Annotated in this window: 12 protein-coding genes; 7 read left to right on the top strand and 5 right to left on the bottom strand. The window is 35.6% G+C overall.

Annotated features, from left to right (window positions below; all coding sequences use genetic code 11):
• Positions 1 to 99: 99 nt before the first annotated feature.
• Genes Q1V95_RS09515 through Q1V95_RS09500 form a run of 4 tightly spaced genes read right to left on the bottom strand, consistent with a single transcriptional unit; the run spans position 100 to position 6,339 of the window.
• A complete protein-coding gene (locus Q1V95_RS09515) occupies positions 100 to 3,285 on the bottom strand; it encodes an efflux RND transporter permease subunit (protein WP_300673113.1) in 3,186 nt (1,061 codons plus the stop codon).
• 7 nt (positions 3,286 to 3,292) lie between these two features.
• The gene (locus tag Q1V95_RS09510; RefSeq protein WP_300673111.1) at positions 3,293 to 4,354 is read right to left on the bottom strand and encodes an efflux RND transporter periplasmic adaptor subunit; all 1,062 of its coding nucleotides are present in this window, start codon (positions 4,352 to 4,354) and stop codon (positions 3,293 to 3,295) included.
• A 17-nt stretch (positions 4,355 to 4,371) separates the two neighbouring features.
• Positions 4,372 to 5,718, bottom strand: a complete 1,347-nt coding sequence (locus Q1V95_RS09505; protein WP_300673109.1) for a TolC family protein — start codon at positions 5,716 to 5,718, stop codon at positions 4,372 to 4,374.
• 24 nt (positions 5,719 to 5,742) lie between these two features.
• Positions 5,743 to 6,339, bottom strand: coding sequence for a TetR/AcrR family transcriptional regulator (locus Q1V95_RS09500; RefSeq protein WP_300673107.1), 597 nt, complete (start codon positions 6,337 to 6,339; stop codon positions 5,743 to 5,745).
• A gap of 316 nt (positions 6,340 to 6,655) precedes the next feature.
• On the opposite strand from Q1V95_RS09500, the gene Q1V95_RS09495 reads away from it, so the two are divergent.
• The 6 genes from Q1V95_RS09495 to Q1V95_RS09470 all read left to right on the top strand — a co-directional run bounded on the left by Q1V95_RS09495 (position 6,656) and on the right by Q1V95_RS09470 (position 11,897).
• A complete protein-coding gene (locus Q1V95_RS09495) occupies positions 6,656 to 7,495 on the top strand; it encodes an HNH endonuclease (RefSeq protein WP_300673105.1) in 840 nt (279 codons plus the stop codon).
• Positions 7,496 to 7,557: 62 nt separating this feature from the next.
• Complete coding sequence (locus Q1V95_RS09490) at positions 7,558 to 8,763, top strand: methyltransferase domain-containing protein (protein WP_300673103.1); 1,206 nt, start codon at positions 7,558 to 7,560, stop codon at positions 8,761 to 8,763.
• 93 nt (positions 8,764 to 8,856) lie between these two features.
• Positions 8,857 to 9,909, top strand: coding sequence for an NAD(P)/FAD-dependent oxidoreductase (locus Q1V95_RS09485; RefSeq protein WP_300673101.1), 1,053 nt, complete (start codon positions 8,857 to 8,859; stop codon positions 9,907 to 9,909).
• Between the two features lie 265 nt (positions 9,910 to 10,174).
• Complete coding sequence (locus Q1V95_RS09480; RefSeq protein WP_300673099.1) at positions 10,175 to 10,837, top strand: hypothetical protein; 663 nt, start codon at positions 10,175 to 10,177, stop codon at positions 10,835 to 10,837.
• A gap of 14 nt (positions 10,838 to 10,851) precedes the next feature.
• On the top strand, positions 10,852 to 11,490 hold the full coding sequence (locus tag Q1V95_RS09475) for a hypothetical protein (protein ID WP_300673098.1): 639 nt from the start codon (positions 10,852 to 10,854) through the stop codon (positions 11,488 to 11,490).
• Positions 11,491 to 11,564: 74 nt separating this feature from the next.
• Positions 11,565 to 11,897 carry a 2Fe-2S iron-sulfur cluster-binding protein gene (locus Q1V95_RS09470; protein ID WP_300673096.1) on the top strand — a complete coding sequence of 111 codons (333 nt, stop codon included), beginning with the start codon at positions 11,565 to 11,567 and terminating at the stop codon, positions 11,895 to 11,897.
• An 18-nt stretch (positions 11,898 to 11,915) separates the two neighbouring features.
• On the opposite strand, the gene Q1V95_RS09465 is transcribed toward Q1V95_RS09470, so the two are convergent.
• Positions 11,916 to 13,355, bottom strand: coding sequence for a M20/M25/M40 family metallo-hydrolase (locus Q1V95_RS09465; protein ID WP_300673095.1), 1,440 nt, complete (start codon positions 13,353 to 13,355; stop codon positions 11,916 to 11,918).
• Positions 13,356 to 13,536: 181 nt separating this feature from the next.
• Between Q1V95_RS09465 and Q1V95_RS09460 the strand changes: the two genes are divergently transcribed.
• Positions 13,537 to 15,621, top strand: a complete 2,085-nt coding sequence (locus Q1V95_RS09460) for a TonB-dependent receptor (RefSeq protein ID WP_300673093.1) — start codon at positions 13,537 to 13,539, stop codon at positions 15,619 to 15,621.
• Positions 15,622 to 16,529 lie beyond the last annotated feature (908 nt).

Here is a 16,529-nt window from a genome sequence, read left to right as displayed (position 1 = left end):
AGTAATTGTTTGAGCTTGCCATAATATTTAAAAAAGACCAAAAGAAAATCCCATTGACAAAAGCCAATGGGATCTCAGGTTAAAAAAGTGATTAATAAATTAATCTGTATGTTTTGGAGTAAAGCCGTCTTCGCTTAATTCTCTGTGCTCGTAGTCGGCTTTCATTTCTGCTTCGTAATCGATTTTTTTATCGTTTCCGAATCTTCTCAATACTGAGTCAAATAATGAATATACAACTGGTACAATAATTAAGGTTAGGAATAATGATGATGTCAAACCACCGATAATTACCCAAGCTAGACCGTTGTTCATCTCGGCTCCAGCACCTTTTGCCAAGGCAATCGGAATCATACCAAAAATCATCGCAATAGTCGTCATCAAAATCGGACGAAGACGTGCGTGGTTGGCTTGTATCAAAGCATCGTGTGTATTGGCACCTGCAGCTTTTCTCATGTTAGCAAAGTCGACAATCATAATTGCGTTTTTCGCAACTAGACCAATCAACATAATCATACCCAACATGGTAAAGATATTCAATGAATTTCCTGTTAAGGCTAAGATAACCATTACCCCAATTAAGGCAAGTGGAATCGAGAATAATACTACGAATGGATACACAAAACTATCATAAAGTGATACCATTACTAAATAAACCAAAATAATAGCGGCAAGTAGAGCTATACCCAAAGTACCGAAACCTTCCGATTGGTTTTCCATATCACCACCCCAAATGTAGTCAACGCCTGCAGGTTTTGTTTTTTCATTATTCATGAACATTTTTGCCCACTCATTTGCAACGTCACCTGATGGACGACCAACAACTTTTGATTGTACTTTAACAGACGGCGATTTGTCACGACGTTGTAATAAACTTGGCCCAGAACTCATTTCAACGCTTGCAAATTGACTAAGTCTAATTTGTTCGCCTTGTGCGTTTGTGAAGATTAGGTTTTTAACATCTTCAATTGATTTTCTACTATTGTCAGCAAATCTAATGTTGATATCATATTCGTATTCACCAGCACGGAACTTACCATCGGTATTACCGTTGAACGCTGTTTGCATAGATTGTCCAACGCTAGAAAGATTTAATCCTAATGCCGCCATCTTGTCGCGGTCGATGTTAACACGGATTTCGGGATTACCTGTATCTGTTGATAACTCAGCGCCAATAGAACCCGGAACTTTTTTTAACAATGCTAAAATACGTTCTGCTTCTTTGGTTGCTGTCTCCACATCTGGTCCAGTTACTACCAATTCGATTGGTGCGTTTTCTGCTCCCATTAAACCGATTGGCGCTGTTTTGAATTCTACACCAGTGAATTTTTCTTCAAGCTGTCTTTTAATTTTAGCTGAAAGAATTTCGGTACTTTCAGAACGTTTAGACTTGTCTGTTAAGATAACCTGAACTTCTGATTGATACGATGTCGATTGTGCCCCTCCAAATCCTGAAGACTGTTGTCCAACTGTTGTAATCATATCCACAACTTCTGGATATTGTCTAAGGAATTTTTCTACTTCTAATGTTACTTGGTTAGTTTTTTCAACCGAAGCATCTTTTGGTAATTCCATCTGTACTAGGAATTCTCCTTTATCAATTTTCGGGAAGAATTCTCCTCCAATGAAGCCCATTCCAACTAAACTAAACGATGCAATCAAAATAATGAAAGTTACAATAACTGTCATGATTCTTCGTAAAGTTGTTTTAAGACACCATTCCAAGATATTAGAAATCCAATGTGTGAAATTTTCTAATTGCTTTTCGAATCCAAGAATGAATTTTTCGAACAAGTTTTTACCTGTCAAATGCTCTAGTTTTCCGAATCTTGATGATAACCAAGGGATAATCGTAAATGATGCTAATAATGATAGCATCGTTGCAATAACCACTGTGACACAGAATTGCGCCAAGATATTAGCTACCAAACCTGTACTCATCGCGATTGGCAAGAATACTACCACAATTACCAAGGTAATCGCTGTTACGGTAAATCCAATTTCGGAAGCACCATCATAAGCCGCACGGATTTTAGATTTTCCCATTTCCATGTGGCGGTAGATGTTTTCTAGCACCACAATCGCGTCATCCACCAAGATACCAACAACGAGTGAGAGTCCTAGTAAACTCATCAAGTTGAGGGTGTATCCCATCAAATTCATTCCGATAAATGCCGCAATCAAGGATACCGGAATGGAAACCATTACGATAAAGGCATTTCTGATACTGTGCAAGAATAATAACATTACAATTGCCACCAATATAATCGCCAAGAACAAGTCAAAAATTACGTGGTCTGCAGCTTCTAATGTAAAGACTGTAGAGTCATTTACGATATTAAGTTTAATACCTTGTGCAGCATAGTTTTTCTCAACAGTTTGCATCGTTTTCTGAATTTTCTCAGAAACAGCAACCGCATTAGCATCAGATTGTTTTTTAACCTGAAGCAAAATTGTTGGTTGTTGGTTGAAACGTGCTAGTTTTTCAACATCTTGTGTCGTATCGAAAACTGTCGCAATATCTGATAAACGAACTTGTGCGCCGTTGTTAGATACGACAAGGTTTCGCATATCTTCCACAGATTTGTATTTACCTGCTAATCTAATTGTAGATTTTGTTGTTCTTGTTTTAACATTACCAGTAGGGAAGTCTAGGTTAGATGATAAAATTACTTGTTGAACTTGTCCAATAGAAAGTCCATAACCTTGCAATTTTTTCTCATCAATATTAACTTGGATTTCTCTCTCTTGTCCACCAACAAGGTCTACTTTCGCGACACCATTTACACGAGAAAATATGGGTTCAATTTTTTTATCTAATAAATCGTAAAGGTCTTTGCTATTCATCTTGTCACTCGAGATACTCAATGTCATAATTGGTAAATCGTCTAACGAGAATTTGTTAAGCGATGGTGCTTTGGCATCGGTTGGAAGTTCGGATGCGATGGCATTTACTTTACGTTGTGCATCATTTAATGCAAAATCTACATCGGCACCAGGATTCAATTGAACCATAATAACCGAAAGACTTTCATAAGATGAAGCTTCTACTTTTTTTACGTTTTCTAGGGAACCAACGGCATCTTCAATCTTACGTGTCACCGAAGTCTCCACCTCACTTGGCGAAGCACCTGGATATATCGTCGAAATGGTTACCATATTGGTTTCAAACTTTGGAATAAGCTCGTATCCCATCATGGAATAACTGAGCAATCCTCCCAACGTTAGCAATGTAAATAATACAATGACTAAGGTTGGTCTTTTAATCGATATTTCTGCTAACTTCATGTTATATCTACTTTACAATATTGACTTTTGAACCGTCGTTTAGGTTAATTTGACCACTGGTAATTACTTGTTCGCCACCGTTTAATCCAGAAAGGATTTCAACTTTGTCGCCGTATACTTTTCCAGTTGTTACTTTAATCATTTTGGCAGCACCATTGTTTACGATAAATAGCTGTCCAGAGCTAACACCATTAACAAAAGCTTCTGCAGGAACTGTTAACATATTTTGAGTTGCAGCACCATGATTGGTTTTGAAAAGAGCGGTTGCGTACATACCAGCCTTCAAAGAACCATTGTTTGTAACTTCAATTTCTACAGGGAAGTTAAGTGAAGCGTCAGCTTTCGGAGCGATAAAAGTAATCTTACCTGCGAAAGAATCGTCTGGCAATACATTAACATTAATTTTTACAACTTGTCCTAATTGGATTTTCCCAACTTGACTTTCGTCAACAAGAACTGAAAGTTTTAAAGTGTTGATGTTAACAATCTCGAACATCGGCGTTCCTGGAGATACAACAGCACCTGGCTCAATCATTCTTTTGTTGATTGTTCCGCTGATACCAGCACGTACAGTCGCATCGTTAACTCTTACACCTTGTGCACGAACTGCAGCTTGCGCATTTTTTAATTGCAATCTAGAGTTATCCACTTGTTGCTTAGTAACGCCACCAGTTTTGAAAGCGTTTTCGTAACGTTGGTTGTCAATAATCGCATTTTGAAGATTATTTTGAGCTTGCGTCATGTCAACGTCAATGGCATCTTTTTTAATGGTCGCTACCACTTGACCAGCGCCAACTCTAGAACCTTCTCTTACCAAAACACTCGTAACACGACCAGCGATTTCTGATGAAAGATTTGTTTCTGCTTTAGGAATAAAAGTTCCGTTAGCTGAGTAGTCTGTATCGATGTCCGAGCGAGAAGCTGTAATAACGTTAACATTGATTTTGTCAACTTGTTTTGCTACTTCCGCAACCGTAGTTTCTTGTTCTTTTTTGTTACTTGTAATTTTGTAAACAAACAATCCGACTAGGACTGCTGCAACGATGATATATATTAAAGTTTTTTTCATTTTAGTAATAGTTATTTTTAAGGTTGTGTTAAAGTGCTAAGTTCTCCTTTCGCTTTTATTAACTGTATTTCTGCTTGTTTGTAGTCTAGTAAAGCATTAGCATGGTTTTGTCTTGCTTGTGTCAACGCATTTTCTGCATCCAGAAGTTCTGTTAGAGTTGCAAGTCCATATTGATAATTGGATTGCGTATTTCTCTGAACTTTTTCTGCTAAATCGACATTGTCCTTCATGCTTGTAAGATTGATTAAAGCATTTTCGATATTGGTAACCGAGTTTTTATAATCTAAATCTAAACTAAGCTTCGTATTTTCAATGTCTTGTTGCACGTCTTGCAAGTCGATTTCCGCTTGTTGAATTCTAGCTTTTGTAGCACCACCTGTAAAAATCGGAATATTTACATTGAGACCAATTGAAGCAAAATCACTCCAATTCACACCATTTGATAATCCGTTAGTTAAAGGGAATTTTGGCCCCATTCCGTACCAACCATATTGTCCTTGTAGGCCAACTGTTGGATATAGCGCTGCTTCTGTCGCTTTTTTATTGTATTGAAGAAGCTCTTTTTGCTTTTCTAAAACTTTAACTTCCGAGCGGTTATCAAGATTGGCAACAGATGCAAGAAGTTCTGGTTTTGGTTCGATAGACTTTTCTTCCAATTCAATTGGAGTGTCAATTGGCACGCCCATATAGAATTTAAGCGCATTTTTTGTAAGCTCAACACCATTAACTAATCTTTGCTTGTTAGATGCAATATTTGTTAGCTGTACATTGGTTCTGTCTAGGTCGATTTGTTTTGCAAGTCCATTATCAACAAGGCTTTTGATGATGTTTCTAACCTTTTCTGTATTCGTGTAGCTTGCTTCCAAAGTTCTAAGATTTTCTTCCTGAACAAAGACGTTGTAATAAGCTGTTGCAACGTTTGTTATAATTTGTTCGTTGGTAAGCTGCGCATTAAGAACATAAAATTCTCTAGTTGACTTTGCTGCCTTTAAACCAATAAAAACTTTTTGGTCAAAGATGGCTTGATTAACTGTTGCAGCGATGTTGGAAGTCCATGGTTGCCCCATTTTTACGACCATTGTTTCTCCACCAAACTCCAAAACGGATTGTTGAATAACAGGATTGTAAGTTAGATTTCCGCCAACCGATACATGCGGCAATGCGCCAGCTTTGGCTTCGTCGATTTTGTACTCTGCTTTTTGCACCTGCAAAGCAGCTTTCTTGGCTTCGGCTTTGTTTTGTAAGGCCTTTTGTATGGCTTCTTGTAAAGAAACCACCTCTTGGGCAGCTGACGAAAACATGCCGAACACTAATAGCGCGCCTGACAAGATGGCTTTCGCTTTGTAATTAGTGTAATGTTTCATATTATAAAGTTCTACGTTTTTTTGTTAATTGTTGAAAATCGTGTTTAGGATAACTTCCTTTCGTTCTTTCAATAGTTGCTCGTATTTTTCGTTGCTCATTTCCATTGTATTTTGGAAAAGCGGACGCATACAAGTCGGAAAAGACACCAGTGATGCTAGATTTAGGATAAATTGTTCCGTACTAATTGGCTTTATGTTGCCTAATTCAATTTCTTCTTTTAGCTCGAGGTCTAACTTATTCATCGTTTGCTTCATGTCTTCTGGCGTTTTGTAAGCGCAGCCTTGGTTCATTTGCGTTACAATATATATTTCCAAAAAAGGATACTGTATTGCAGAAGACATTGAGTTTTCGATAAATTCTGTTAATCTATCACGAAAAGTCCTTTCAGATTTCATAATAGCATCAGATTTTTCTTGCTCTTTCAGTAAAGCTTCATCAAAAACCGAGTTGAAAAGATTATCACGAGAACGGAAGTAATAATTGATTAAAGTGCGGTTAACGCCTGCTGCATCAGCAATCTCCTGCGTTGTAGCATTAAATTTTCCCTCTCCAAAGAACAGTCTTTTTGCAGTCCGTCGGATCAATGCTTCTGTATCGTCTTTTTTAATTTCTTGACTCATTTATATTTGTTTAACAAAAAAGTTTGACAAAATTATTAAATTTTGATATTTAACAAAAATGTCAATGATTGTTTAACAAAAAATTAACATTTAATCGGTGCGTATTTTAATGATGTCTACACCAATACGGATAACGTTATATTTGTTATCGCTTGATACTTAGTCGTAAAGCTTGTAAGTTGCTAGGTTTCAGTGTTATTAAAAATGATGCCAATGTTTTTAACTAAGGCTAAAATTTGTTAATAATCATGTTTTAAAGCTGTGGAATAGGGCATGGGTTCTTTCTTATTTCTAACTTTGTTAAAAATGTATTAATGTGGAAAGTAATAATGTAATCTGGAAAGAGTACACGCTGGTTGGTGCTCAAGACAAAACAACTCGACTCGAGTTTTCAAATTTTGGAGAAATTAAATCTTTTAGTGTAAACTGTCCTGATGGACGCATAATTAATGGAGGTCTACAAGGCGGTTATCCGATTATTCGTTTTAAAAGATTGGGAGATATGGATGAGGCTTCGTCAAATCTTTTAGAAGAACTGCAAAAAGAAGTTGACGATTTACGTTCATTAATAAAGGAGAAAAATGCAATCCTCCGAAAGAAAACGACGACTTACGAGGAGTCTCGAAAAATTGAGCGCTACCTAAATCCTCGAAAAGAATTACTAGACAAACTAACGAAAAGACTTTCGAAAGAACGCACAAAGATTAATAAAAAACGTTCGGTTTATTATCAAATTCTAGTTCATAAGGCAGTTGCGGAGTTATTTATCGAGAACGATAATCCTGCAGAAAAGCAATTTGTTATTCATCTTAACTATGATAAAAAAGACAATCGCATCGAGAATCTTGCTTGGGCAACTAAAGATGAGGTTGTAGAACATGGTCTTAAAAGTCCAAAATGGATTAAACATAATCTAAAACTAGAACGTCGCGAAAAACCAAAAAGAGATCACGCAAAATTATCGTACAGCGATGTGGTTTTTATTAAACGAAAACTTGACAAAGGAGAACCTATGGCGAGATTGGCAAGACGTTTTGGCGTGTCGGATATGCAAATCCACCGCATCAAAACTGGCGAAAATTGGGGCGATGTCAAGCTGACTTTTAGCAAAGAGGAAAAAGAATTACCAGAGGTTTTATCCGAAGTTCAGAATTAATTTCTGAACTTTTTTATTTTTCGTAAATTTGCAATCTTCTTAATTATAAGAAATTTTACTTTATGGAATTAATACATCGCAATCTTCTCATAGGCATCCACGACGCTTTGCAAGAGACTTTTTTTCAAGACAAAAAATATGCTGACAAAGTTATCGAAAGGCTTCTGAAAGCTAATCGTAAATGGGGAAGCCAAGACAGACAAGTTGTTTCGGAGATTTTCTACAACATTATCCGTTGGAAAAAACGTCTGGAATATTATATGGGAGAAGGTGTTAAACCAAATAATGTTTACAAATTAATTTTGGCATATTTGCTTTGGAGCAAGTCGCATTATAAAAAGTTTGAAGAATTTGATGGTGTCAAAACTGCCGATATTCTTAACAAGCTTAAAAAAGGTTACATCCCAACAAAAGCAATCGAATATTCTATTCCGGATTGGTTGGCAGAAACTATGGAAAAAGAATTGGGGCCAAAGTGGGAGAAAGAAATGGTGGCGCTTAACGAACAAGCACCAACTGTTTTGAGAACCAATACACTTAAAACGACTGCTAAAGAATTGGTGGCTGACCTTAAAGATGAAGGTGTTGACGCTTTCACCATCCAAGGTTATCCAGATGCGGTACAATTGGAAGAAAAGAAAAATGTGTTTTTAACTTCGGCTTTCAAAGATGGATTGTTCGAAGTGCAAGATGCATCATCGCAAACCATTGGTGAGTTGTTGGCTCCAAAAGAGGGTATGCGCGTTGTTGATGCTTGTGCTGGAGCAGGTGGAAAAACTTTGCACTTGGCAGCCTTGATGAAAAATAAAGGACAAATTATCGCCCTTGATATTTTTGAGTGGAAGTTGGCAGAGCTAAAACGTCGTGCAAAACGTGCTGGTGCTCATAATATTGAGGCGCGTTTTATTTCGGATTCTAAAGTTATTAAGAGACTTCATAACACTGCAGATCGATTGTTAATCGATGCACCATGTTCTGGACTTGGTGTTCTGAAACGTAATCCCGATTCTAAATGGAAAATCGACCAAGATTTTATTGATAGAATTAAAAAAGAGCAAGAACAAATTCTTCAAGACTATTCTAAAATTATTAAAAAAGATGGTTTGATGATTTACGCAACATGTTCGATTTTGCCGTCAGAAAATAATCTTCAAGTGGAGAAATTCTTAACCAATAATCCAGATTACTCTTTAGTGAAAGAAGAGAAAATTATGCCTAGCCAAGGTTATGACGGATTCTATATGGCTTTGATAAAGAGAGATAAATAAATTTAAATTAAATAAAACTAAGTAATGTCATCATTTAGAATGATTCTAAAAGAAGTGAAAATGCTTAGCTTTGCATAATAAAATATTAAAGAAATGTTCGAAACAGATATCATTATAATAGGTGCAGGTCCAACAGGATTATTTGCAGTATTCGAAGCGGGATTGTTAAAACTAAGATGCCATCTTATCGATGCGTTGCCACAGCCTGGTGGACAGTTATCGGAGTTGTATCCAAAAAAACCGATTTTCGATATTCCAGGTTTTCCAAGTGTTGATGCTGGTGTACTTGTTGATAATTTGATGGAGCAAATCAAACAATTCGAACCTAAGTTTTCTCTTTCAGAAAAAGCGATGTCTTATGAGAAAACTGAAGAAGGAGATTTTATCGTAACGACAAGTCGCGGTACAAAAATTAAAGGTAAAGCGATTGCAATTGCTGGAGGATTAGGAAGTTTTGATCCACGTAAACCAGAATTGGAGAACTTAGAAAAGTTTGAAGAAAACGGTGTTGAATATTTCGTGAGAAATCCTGAAATGTTCCGTGATAAAAAAATTGTAATTGCTGGTGGTGGAGACTCTGCTTTGGATTGGTCAATTTTCTTGGCGGATGTTGCGTCTAGCGTTACTTTGATCCATAGAAGAAATGAATTCCGTGGTGCTTTAGATTCTGTTGAAAAAGTTGCGGCACTTAAACATCAAGGTAAAATTAACCTTATTACACCTGCCGAAGTAACTGGCTTGATAGGTGAGGAGACGCTTACTGCAATTGAAGTTACGAAAGGTGAAGAAAAAGAAATCATAGAAACCGATTATCTAATTCCGTTGTTTGGATTGACTCCAAAACTTGGTCCATTAGGCGATTGGGGATTGGATATTGAAAAAAATGCAATTAAAGTTAATAACGCTTTGGATTATCAAACCAATATCGATGGTATCTACGCGATCGGGGATGTTAACACGTATCCAGGAAAGTTGAAGCTTATTCTTTGTGGCTTCCACGAGGCAACCTTAATGTGTCAAAGTGTGTACAACAGACTTAATCCAGGTAAGAAATTCGTTCTTAAATATACAACGGTTTCAGGAATTGATGGATTCGATGGAACAAGAAAAGAAGCTGAAAAGGCGGTTGTAAAATCAATTGATTAATCAGTTTTAAAATATAATGAAAAGCCTAAGGTAATTTATCTTAGGCTTTTTCATTTTTTGTATCGATGTTTTTGAAATATTATTATGTTAATAGATATTAGATGTTAGATGTTTTTTTAAGATTAATATTTAGAAATAGAGCAATAATATTACTTTTATTGTTGTTTTTTTTGAGCAAGTAATTTGTATCGTTGTTAAAAATAATTAAATAAACATATATCTGTTAATAAATATTTATCTTTGTGCACTTTATAAAACATTTAACATGATGAAAAAAGTATTTTTTTCGGCAGTTTTTTTATATGCTGCATTTGTTCACGCGCAGGTAGGTGTTGGGACTAAAACACCTACAGAGAAGCTAGATGTCAATGGAACATTGAGAGTACAATCTTTACCAAATGATGGTCAAGCTAACTCTATTTATACTACGGGGCCCGACACCAATTCTGGAGCAACGCCAACGGGGACTTTTAATGCTGGGAGACCTTTGGTTAGTGATGCTAATGGAATTATTGGTAAAATCAATAGCGCAGATTTGGTTCCTAATAATTTGACATCAGGTTTTACTTCGTCTCTAGGGGTAATTGATAATACTTCAACCGCAATGTTTGTTGTGAAAAGATTCGAACTTATTGATGATAATCCCGTTCCTGGAGACGGTAAATTTGCAGTTAACGGTTATGATACAGGAATGAAGGTTGATGATTGGCAAGCGATTATGTCCAATACGAGTTGGAAGTTTTTATCAGCGCCTGCTTCTGGGGTTTCTCAATATGCAATTAATAAAGCGTTCAATTACAGATTACAAGGTTCTCCAGGCAAAAATTGGACAATTGTTGGTGATATTCTTAATATTCAAGAAAAGGGGTTTGTTGATGTTTTGTTTATTAAGGCAAAGTATGTAGCTGCTGAAGATAGAAGTCAATAATAAAAACTTGTACTATGAAAGCTAATAAATATTTTATCACATTATTATTTGTGATGTCTGGCGCTGTAGCAGGTTTTTCTCAATCAAACTTAAAAAAAGTCGGAATTGATACACGAAAACCGACAGAAATTTTGGATGTAAAAGGTAATATGCGAGTAAGAAGTTTACCAATTGCTGGTGTTGATATGGTTGCTACTACATCTCAAGTTTTTGCACCTACTACGCCTTTGGTTAATTCTAATGATACCTATAATGTTATTGGAAAAACCAATAAGGCTGGTCTTGTGCCAATTAAGAATTTGACTTCAGGTATTACGACCGATAATTCATCTACTGCAATGTTTGTTATAAAAAGATTTACTGTAGGAGATTATCCTGAGGGAAATGATAATAAGAATGGTTTTGATACAACAATGTCTGTTGCCAAATGGGAAGCGATTATGTCAAATGTTTCTTATACGTTTTCTTTTTTGGATGCTGCTGGAAATGTTTTTAATGATAAGCATTTGATGGGCTGGACTTTAAGACCTAATGGTACTTGGCGTATTACTGGAGATATTAATGCGCTTCAAGAAAAAGGTTTTGTTGATGTCCTTTTTATTAACAAATTATATGTTCCTGCAGATGATAGAAGTCAATATAATACTTTTTAAATTTTATCAACTTCGTAGCTAATTGAATTTTCTCTAAACCTAATAATGATTAACTTTGTCAAAAAGATTTCAAAATGTCAGATGTTAATATTACAATTATAGATAGAGAAGGCGTTTCTCATGATGTTGCTGCACCAACAGATATGGCGATGAGCCTTATGGAAGTGATTCGTGCTTACGAATTGGTGCCAGAAGGGACAATTGGGATTTGTGGTGGATTGGCAATGTGCGCTTCTTGTCAATGTTATATAATTAGTGAGAATGTTGCTTTGCCAGAAATGCAAGTAGATGAAGAAGCGATGTTGGATGAAGCTTACAACGTAAAACCAAATAGTCGACTTAGTTGTCAGATACCTGCGACCGAAAGTCTAGAAGGTCTTATTATAGAATTAGCCCCGGAAAGTTAATCCAGGGCTTTTTTATTGTTATTGATTAATGAATTTTGTACTGCTAATTGTTCCGTCATTGTTTTCCACAATGCACAAATAGTAGGATTCTTTTAAATTCTCTAGTGAGATTTTACTGGAGTTTGGTTTAAGGCTTTCTTTTACGATTCGTCCCGATGCATCCAAGATTTTCACTGATTTAATTTTTCCTAAATCTACATTGGATAAGTTTAAAACTTTGGATTGAACAACAACTTTTAAGTCATTGTTTTTAACATCTTGTACTGCCATGAAGGCTTGACTTGATTTTGCAGTTTCTATTAAAAATTCTAAACCTAGTTTTGTAAACTTCGCTGCATGTGTTGCAGAATTGCCACTTACAGAAAAAGTATCATTTGCCGAATGTATGTAAGGATTGGAATCGCTAAAACTTGCTTCAAAAGGAAAAGCGGCATTGTATCCGTTTTGCGCCCAGCTAAAGTGATCTGAGCAGCCATAATTACAAATGGTATTGCCATAGGTAAAGGCGTGCGCACTGGTTTTGTTGTAATGTTCCATCAACTCAATTAAGAAGAGGTTAAGATCATTACTATTATAAGAATCTGTTGTTAAGTAAACATCTTTGGAGGATCCTTTGTAGTTAGTCATATCAAACTGAACATAGGCAACTACATTCTTATTAGCATTGGCATATTGCGTTGCAATTTCTTTGGATCCAACAAGTCCAACTTCCTCCGCAGAATAAGCCATGATTTCTATGTTCTTCTGAGGTTTGAATTTCGTATCTAACAAAACGCGCAAGATTTCGGTAATACTTGCAATCCCAGAAGCATTATCGTCGGCACCTGGCGCTTGCGATGTATTGGAAATGGAATCGAGATGCCCGCCAATAATCACCGATTCGTTTGGTGCGCTGTTGCCATTTATTTTTAAAATAACTGAAGGCATTGGCGTTAGTGTATGATTAAATAATGTTACACTAATATCCGTGCGTCCTGCCGCTGCAATCATTGCTTCCCATTTTGCCTTTAGATCTAGAGCTGCTTGCTTGCCTTTTGCATTGTCATGTCGACGCGTTCCATAAGCTTCTAAAGTTTGGATATGAGTTTTAATATTATCCGTATTTACTTTTCCAATACAATAATTAACCCAATCGTTTTCGCTGATTGTTAAATTAAGAAGGTTGGATTTACTTGCTTTTTTAGTTAAAACCTCCAGAGCAGTTTCTACATTATCATGATAAACATAACCTGGACCATGCGTCAAGATATTTTTGTGTAGGTGATGTGCTGCATTTTCTGTTAAAATCACAGCGGATTGGTTGTCTACTGTTTTTAAAATAGAAACTTCTTTCGGAAATAAATCCTGCAAGGCTTGTGCACTTTTTCCATCCATTGTAGCATGGAAAGTGTTTTCTTGTTGTGCAAAGACGACACCCGAAAAGAAAACTGCTGCTAAAACTGGTAAGTGTATTTTCATATATTATTTTTAAGTTAGGTTTTGTAAAGATAAAGTTTTAGTAAAAATAATTGTTATTTTTTGCTTCATTTTGAAAATCAGCTATTTGGGAATATTTTTTAAATTGTTTTAAAATTTTTTCAGTATCGATGTAACAAAAATTGAATGACGCTTGTCTAATTATTATCAGATAACATCAGACATGAATAAGATATTTACATTTTCCTCAATTCTTTTATCAAGTTTCTTTTTGGCGCAAGAGCAACATGTTCCCCAAGATACCATTAAGCAAACTGCAGAAATTCAGGAAGTCCTTATCAAAGCACAACGTAAAAAACAATACATTGACAAATCGGTTTACACTTTCGACGAAGAAGCTTTAAAAAAAGCAAGATATTCTAATGACTTATTAAGAACGCTTCCGGAGTTGCAATTTGATCCAATATCCAGCAGTATCACCAGTATCAAAGGTGGGTCTTTATTGCTTTTGATAAACGGTGTCGAAGCTACAGAATTGCAAGCGCGAGGTATTCGTCCCGAAAATGTTGTAAGAGTTGAATATTATGATAATCCGCCTACACGTTGGGCAAACCGCGCCGATACAGTGGTTAACATTATCACAAGAAATCCAGAAATCGGTTTTGCAGCTGGTGCAGATGTTAAATCAGCGTTTACGACTGGCTTTGTAGATGGTCAGGCTTATGCTAATTATACCAATGGACGTAATAATATTGGCTTCGAATATAGTTTTAATCTTAGAGATTACGACAACCGAATTGTAAACCGAGAATATGATTATCAATTGCAAGGTTCGCATTATAATACCAAAGAAACCAAAAGAGATCATTTTGGATATACCAATCAAGATATTACATTGCGCTATACCAACTCTTTGATGGGGAATTATGTGTTCCAGACAAAGTTTACCATGAATATTTTTAACTATTTTTCGAAAGGAGCAGGTGGTAGCTTATTTACTAAAGATAATCTATTGGAGCAACACGGAAACTCGGATTATAATGGTGAGAAGTATAGTCCACCAAAATTGGATTTATATTTTTCTAAAAATCTTGGCAAAAAAGACGAAATCAGTTTTAACCTTGTTGGATCGTCTTACACCAGTAAAAGTTTTGAAGTTGATAAAGAGTGGAATTTGGATACTGGCGCAAGCGTCTTTGATAATGACATGAATCTAAAAGCCAAACAAAGTAGTATCGTTGGCGAAATTGCATATACGCATGATTTTGGAGTAGGGAAGTTGAGTGCTGGTTATCGTATTTCTAATGATCATGTAGATAACACTTTGGATAATTTAGCTGGGCATTTCACTTATTCAGTTAATTATTTGAAACAATATATGTATTCGGAATTCGCTGGAAAGAAACAGAAATTCATGTACCGATTAGGTTTGGGATTAACCAATATTCATAACAAGAGTGCTGCAACGACGGAAGATGATTGGATTATAACACCAAAACTAATGTTTGGTTATGAGCTTAAAAAGAATCAGAGTTTACGATTGACCAGTAGTTATACGCCTTACAGTCCAAGCAGTGGTAGCTTAAGTCCGAATGTTACTCAGGTTGTTCCTAATATTGTTAGTACAGGAAATCCTTATCTGACACCACAAAAAGCTTGGAATAATAGTTTGACGTATTCTTATAATAATAAGTACTTTGATTTTAATGCGAATTTGTTTTACAATTATACGCAAGATGCGATCAATAGTATCTACACCTTATATAATAATGATACGCAGTATGCTATTACTTATGAGAACGCAGATTTTAACTCGAGAACTGGTGTGCAAGTTACAGGATCTTTGAAGCCATTTGGTAGTCGCCTTTTGGTTATTAAAGCCAATCTTTATCCAACCATGCAACGTGTGAAAACAAGTTCTGGGACTTTGCTCAAAAATAATTACTTCGGAAATAGCTTCACATTATCATCTGAGTACAAAAACCTAAGTGTAACTTATATGTTTAATATTCCGACTTACCAACTTAGTGGTGCTTTCCTAAATATGGGCGAAAATGCAAGTCACTTGTTTGCGAGTTATAAGTTAAGTGACTGGACGGTGACAGGTGGAATGTACTGGGCAGGGATGCCTTCGCGATATAAAGCCAAGACTTTGCCAGAAAGTTTGGTTAGTTACAATTCACAAACCCGAATTTTCAATAACCGAAATATGTTTATCGTAGGTGTGAGCTACGATTTTGCAAAAGGTAAGAAAAACGAAGTCGACCGAAAACTAAATAATGATACGGCGCCAGCGGCAACCTTCTAAAGATTTTTATAAGAACCTAGATGAAAGTCTAGGTTTTGTTTTATATGTTATATTATTATATTATAAGGAAATAGTTTTTTTTGATTTATTGCGAGAGCACCTTTTCTGTAGATTGTTTTATGTCAGATATTATTAGTAAGGTGGCATGTTACTATTCTATAATATAAATATAACATGTCCAATTTTTTGTTGCATCTATACTATTATATAGAGTAAAGGTTGGAAAGTAAAAATTTGTTTCTTGGCTAAAACCAATACGTCTTCTATAATTAAAGATTAATGCATCGACTATAATCGATAATTTCTCCCTTATTTTTGATGTTTCTTTTGTAGATAATTTTAAAATTAGAGATGGCTTTTGTTTCGCTGCTAATTGTTAGTAAATCGGAATATGTTATAAGTTATGCATAATCAGTTGTTTATGGTTTTAGTTATCCACAATTTAAACTAAATATTAACAAAGTTTGGAAGCGATTGTAAAAACGCCCTACATTTGCAGAACCAAAAAACGGTAGAGAAGACGCACATTAAAAATAACTTTAAAAAATAATTCAAATTTTATTTGGATTTAATAAAGTAAAGTGCATATCTTTGCACCACTTTTGAAACAAAAAGAAGCGCAGGAGATAATTAAAGATGAGTATTTAGATTTAGTAAATGGGTTTAGGGTGTTTGAAAAAAAACTTTTAAAAACATTTGTGTAGTTCGAAAAAAGTTTTTACTTTTGCACTCGCAAATCGGCAGAAAGATGACAGAATAAAAGAAGTCGAGGATGCGAAAAGAAAAGAGATCATTGACATAAATATAACAACCAAGTAAGGAAAAAAACCAAAGCGTCAATTTAAAATTGAGCAAGAGTTTAAGGATTAAACAAACATACAATGGAGAGTTTGATCCTGGCTCAGGAT

Source organism: Soonwooa sp., from assembly GCF_030151385.1.
Lineage (GTDB): Bacteria > Bacteroidota > Bacteroidia > Flavobacteriales > Weeksellaceae > Soonwooa.
The sequence above is the reverse complement of the archived record's forward strand: the minus strand, read 5'-3'. Positions and strand labels throughout refer to the sequence as shown.

Bases quoted from the DNA above. Each gene is read 5' to 3' on its own strand.
- Q1V95_RS09490 (WP_300673103.1), top strand. From the start codon at position 7,558: ATGGAATTAATACATCGCAATCTTCTCATAGGCATCCACGACGCTTTG.
- Q1V95_RS09500 (WP_300673107.1), bottom strand. From the start codon at position 6,339: ATGAGTCAAGAAATTAAAAAAGACGATACAGAAGCATTGATCCGACGG.
- Q1V95_RS09485 (WP_300673101.1), top strand. From the start codon at position 8,857: ATGTTCGAAACAGATATCATTATAATAGGTGCAGGTCCAACAGGATTA.
- Q1V95_RS09470 (WP_300673096.1), top strand. From the start codon at position 11,565: ATGTCAGATGTTAATATTACAATTATAGATAGAGAAGGCGTTTCTCAT.
- Q1V95_RS09505 (WP_300673109.1), bottom strand. From the start codon at position 5,718: ATGAAACATTACACTAATTACAAAGCGAAAGCCATCTTGTCAGGCGCG.
- Q1V95_RS09515 (WP_300673113.1), bottom strand. From the start codon at position 3,285: ATGAAGTTAGCAGAAATATCGATTAAAAGACCAACCTTAGTCATTGTA.
- Q1V95_RS09510 (WP_300673111.1), bottom strand. From the start codon at position 4,354: ATGAAAAAAACTTTAATATATATCATCGTTGCAGCAGTCCTAGTCGGA.
- Q1V95_RS09475 (WP_300673098.1), top strand. From the start codon at position 10,852: ATGAAAGCTAATAAATATTTTATCACATTATTATTTGTGATGTCTGGC.
- Q1V95_RS09480 (WP_300673099.1), top strand. From the start codon at position 10,175: ATGATGAAAAAAGTATTTTTTTCGGCAGTTTTTTTATATGCTGCATTT.
- Q1V95_RS09460 (WP_300673093.1), top strand. From the start codon at position 13,537: ATGAATAAGATATTTACATTTTCCTCAATTCTTTTATCAAGTTTCTTT.
- Q1V95_RS09465 (WP_300673095.1), bottom strand. From the start codon at position 13,355: ATGAAAATACACTTACCAGTTTTAGCAGCAGTTTTCTTTTCGGGTGTC.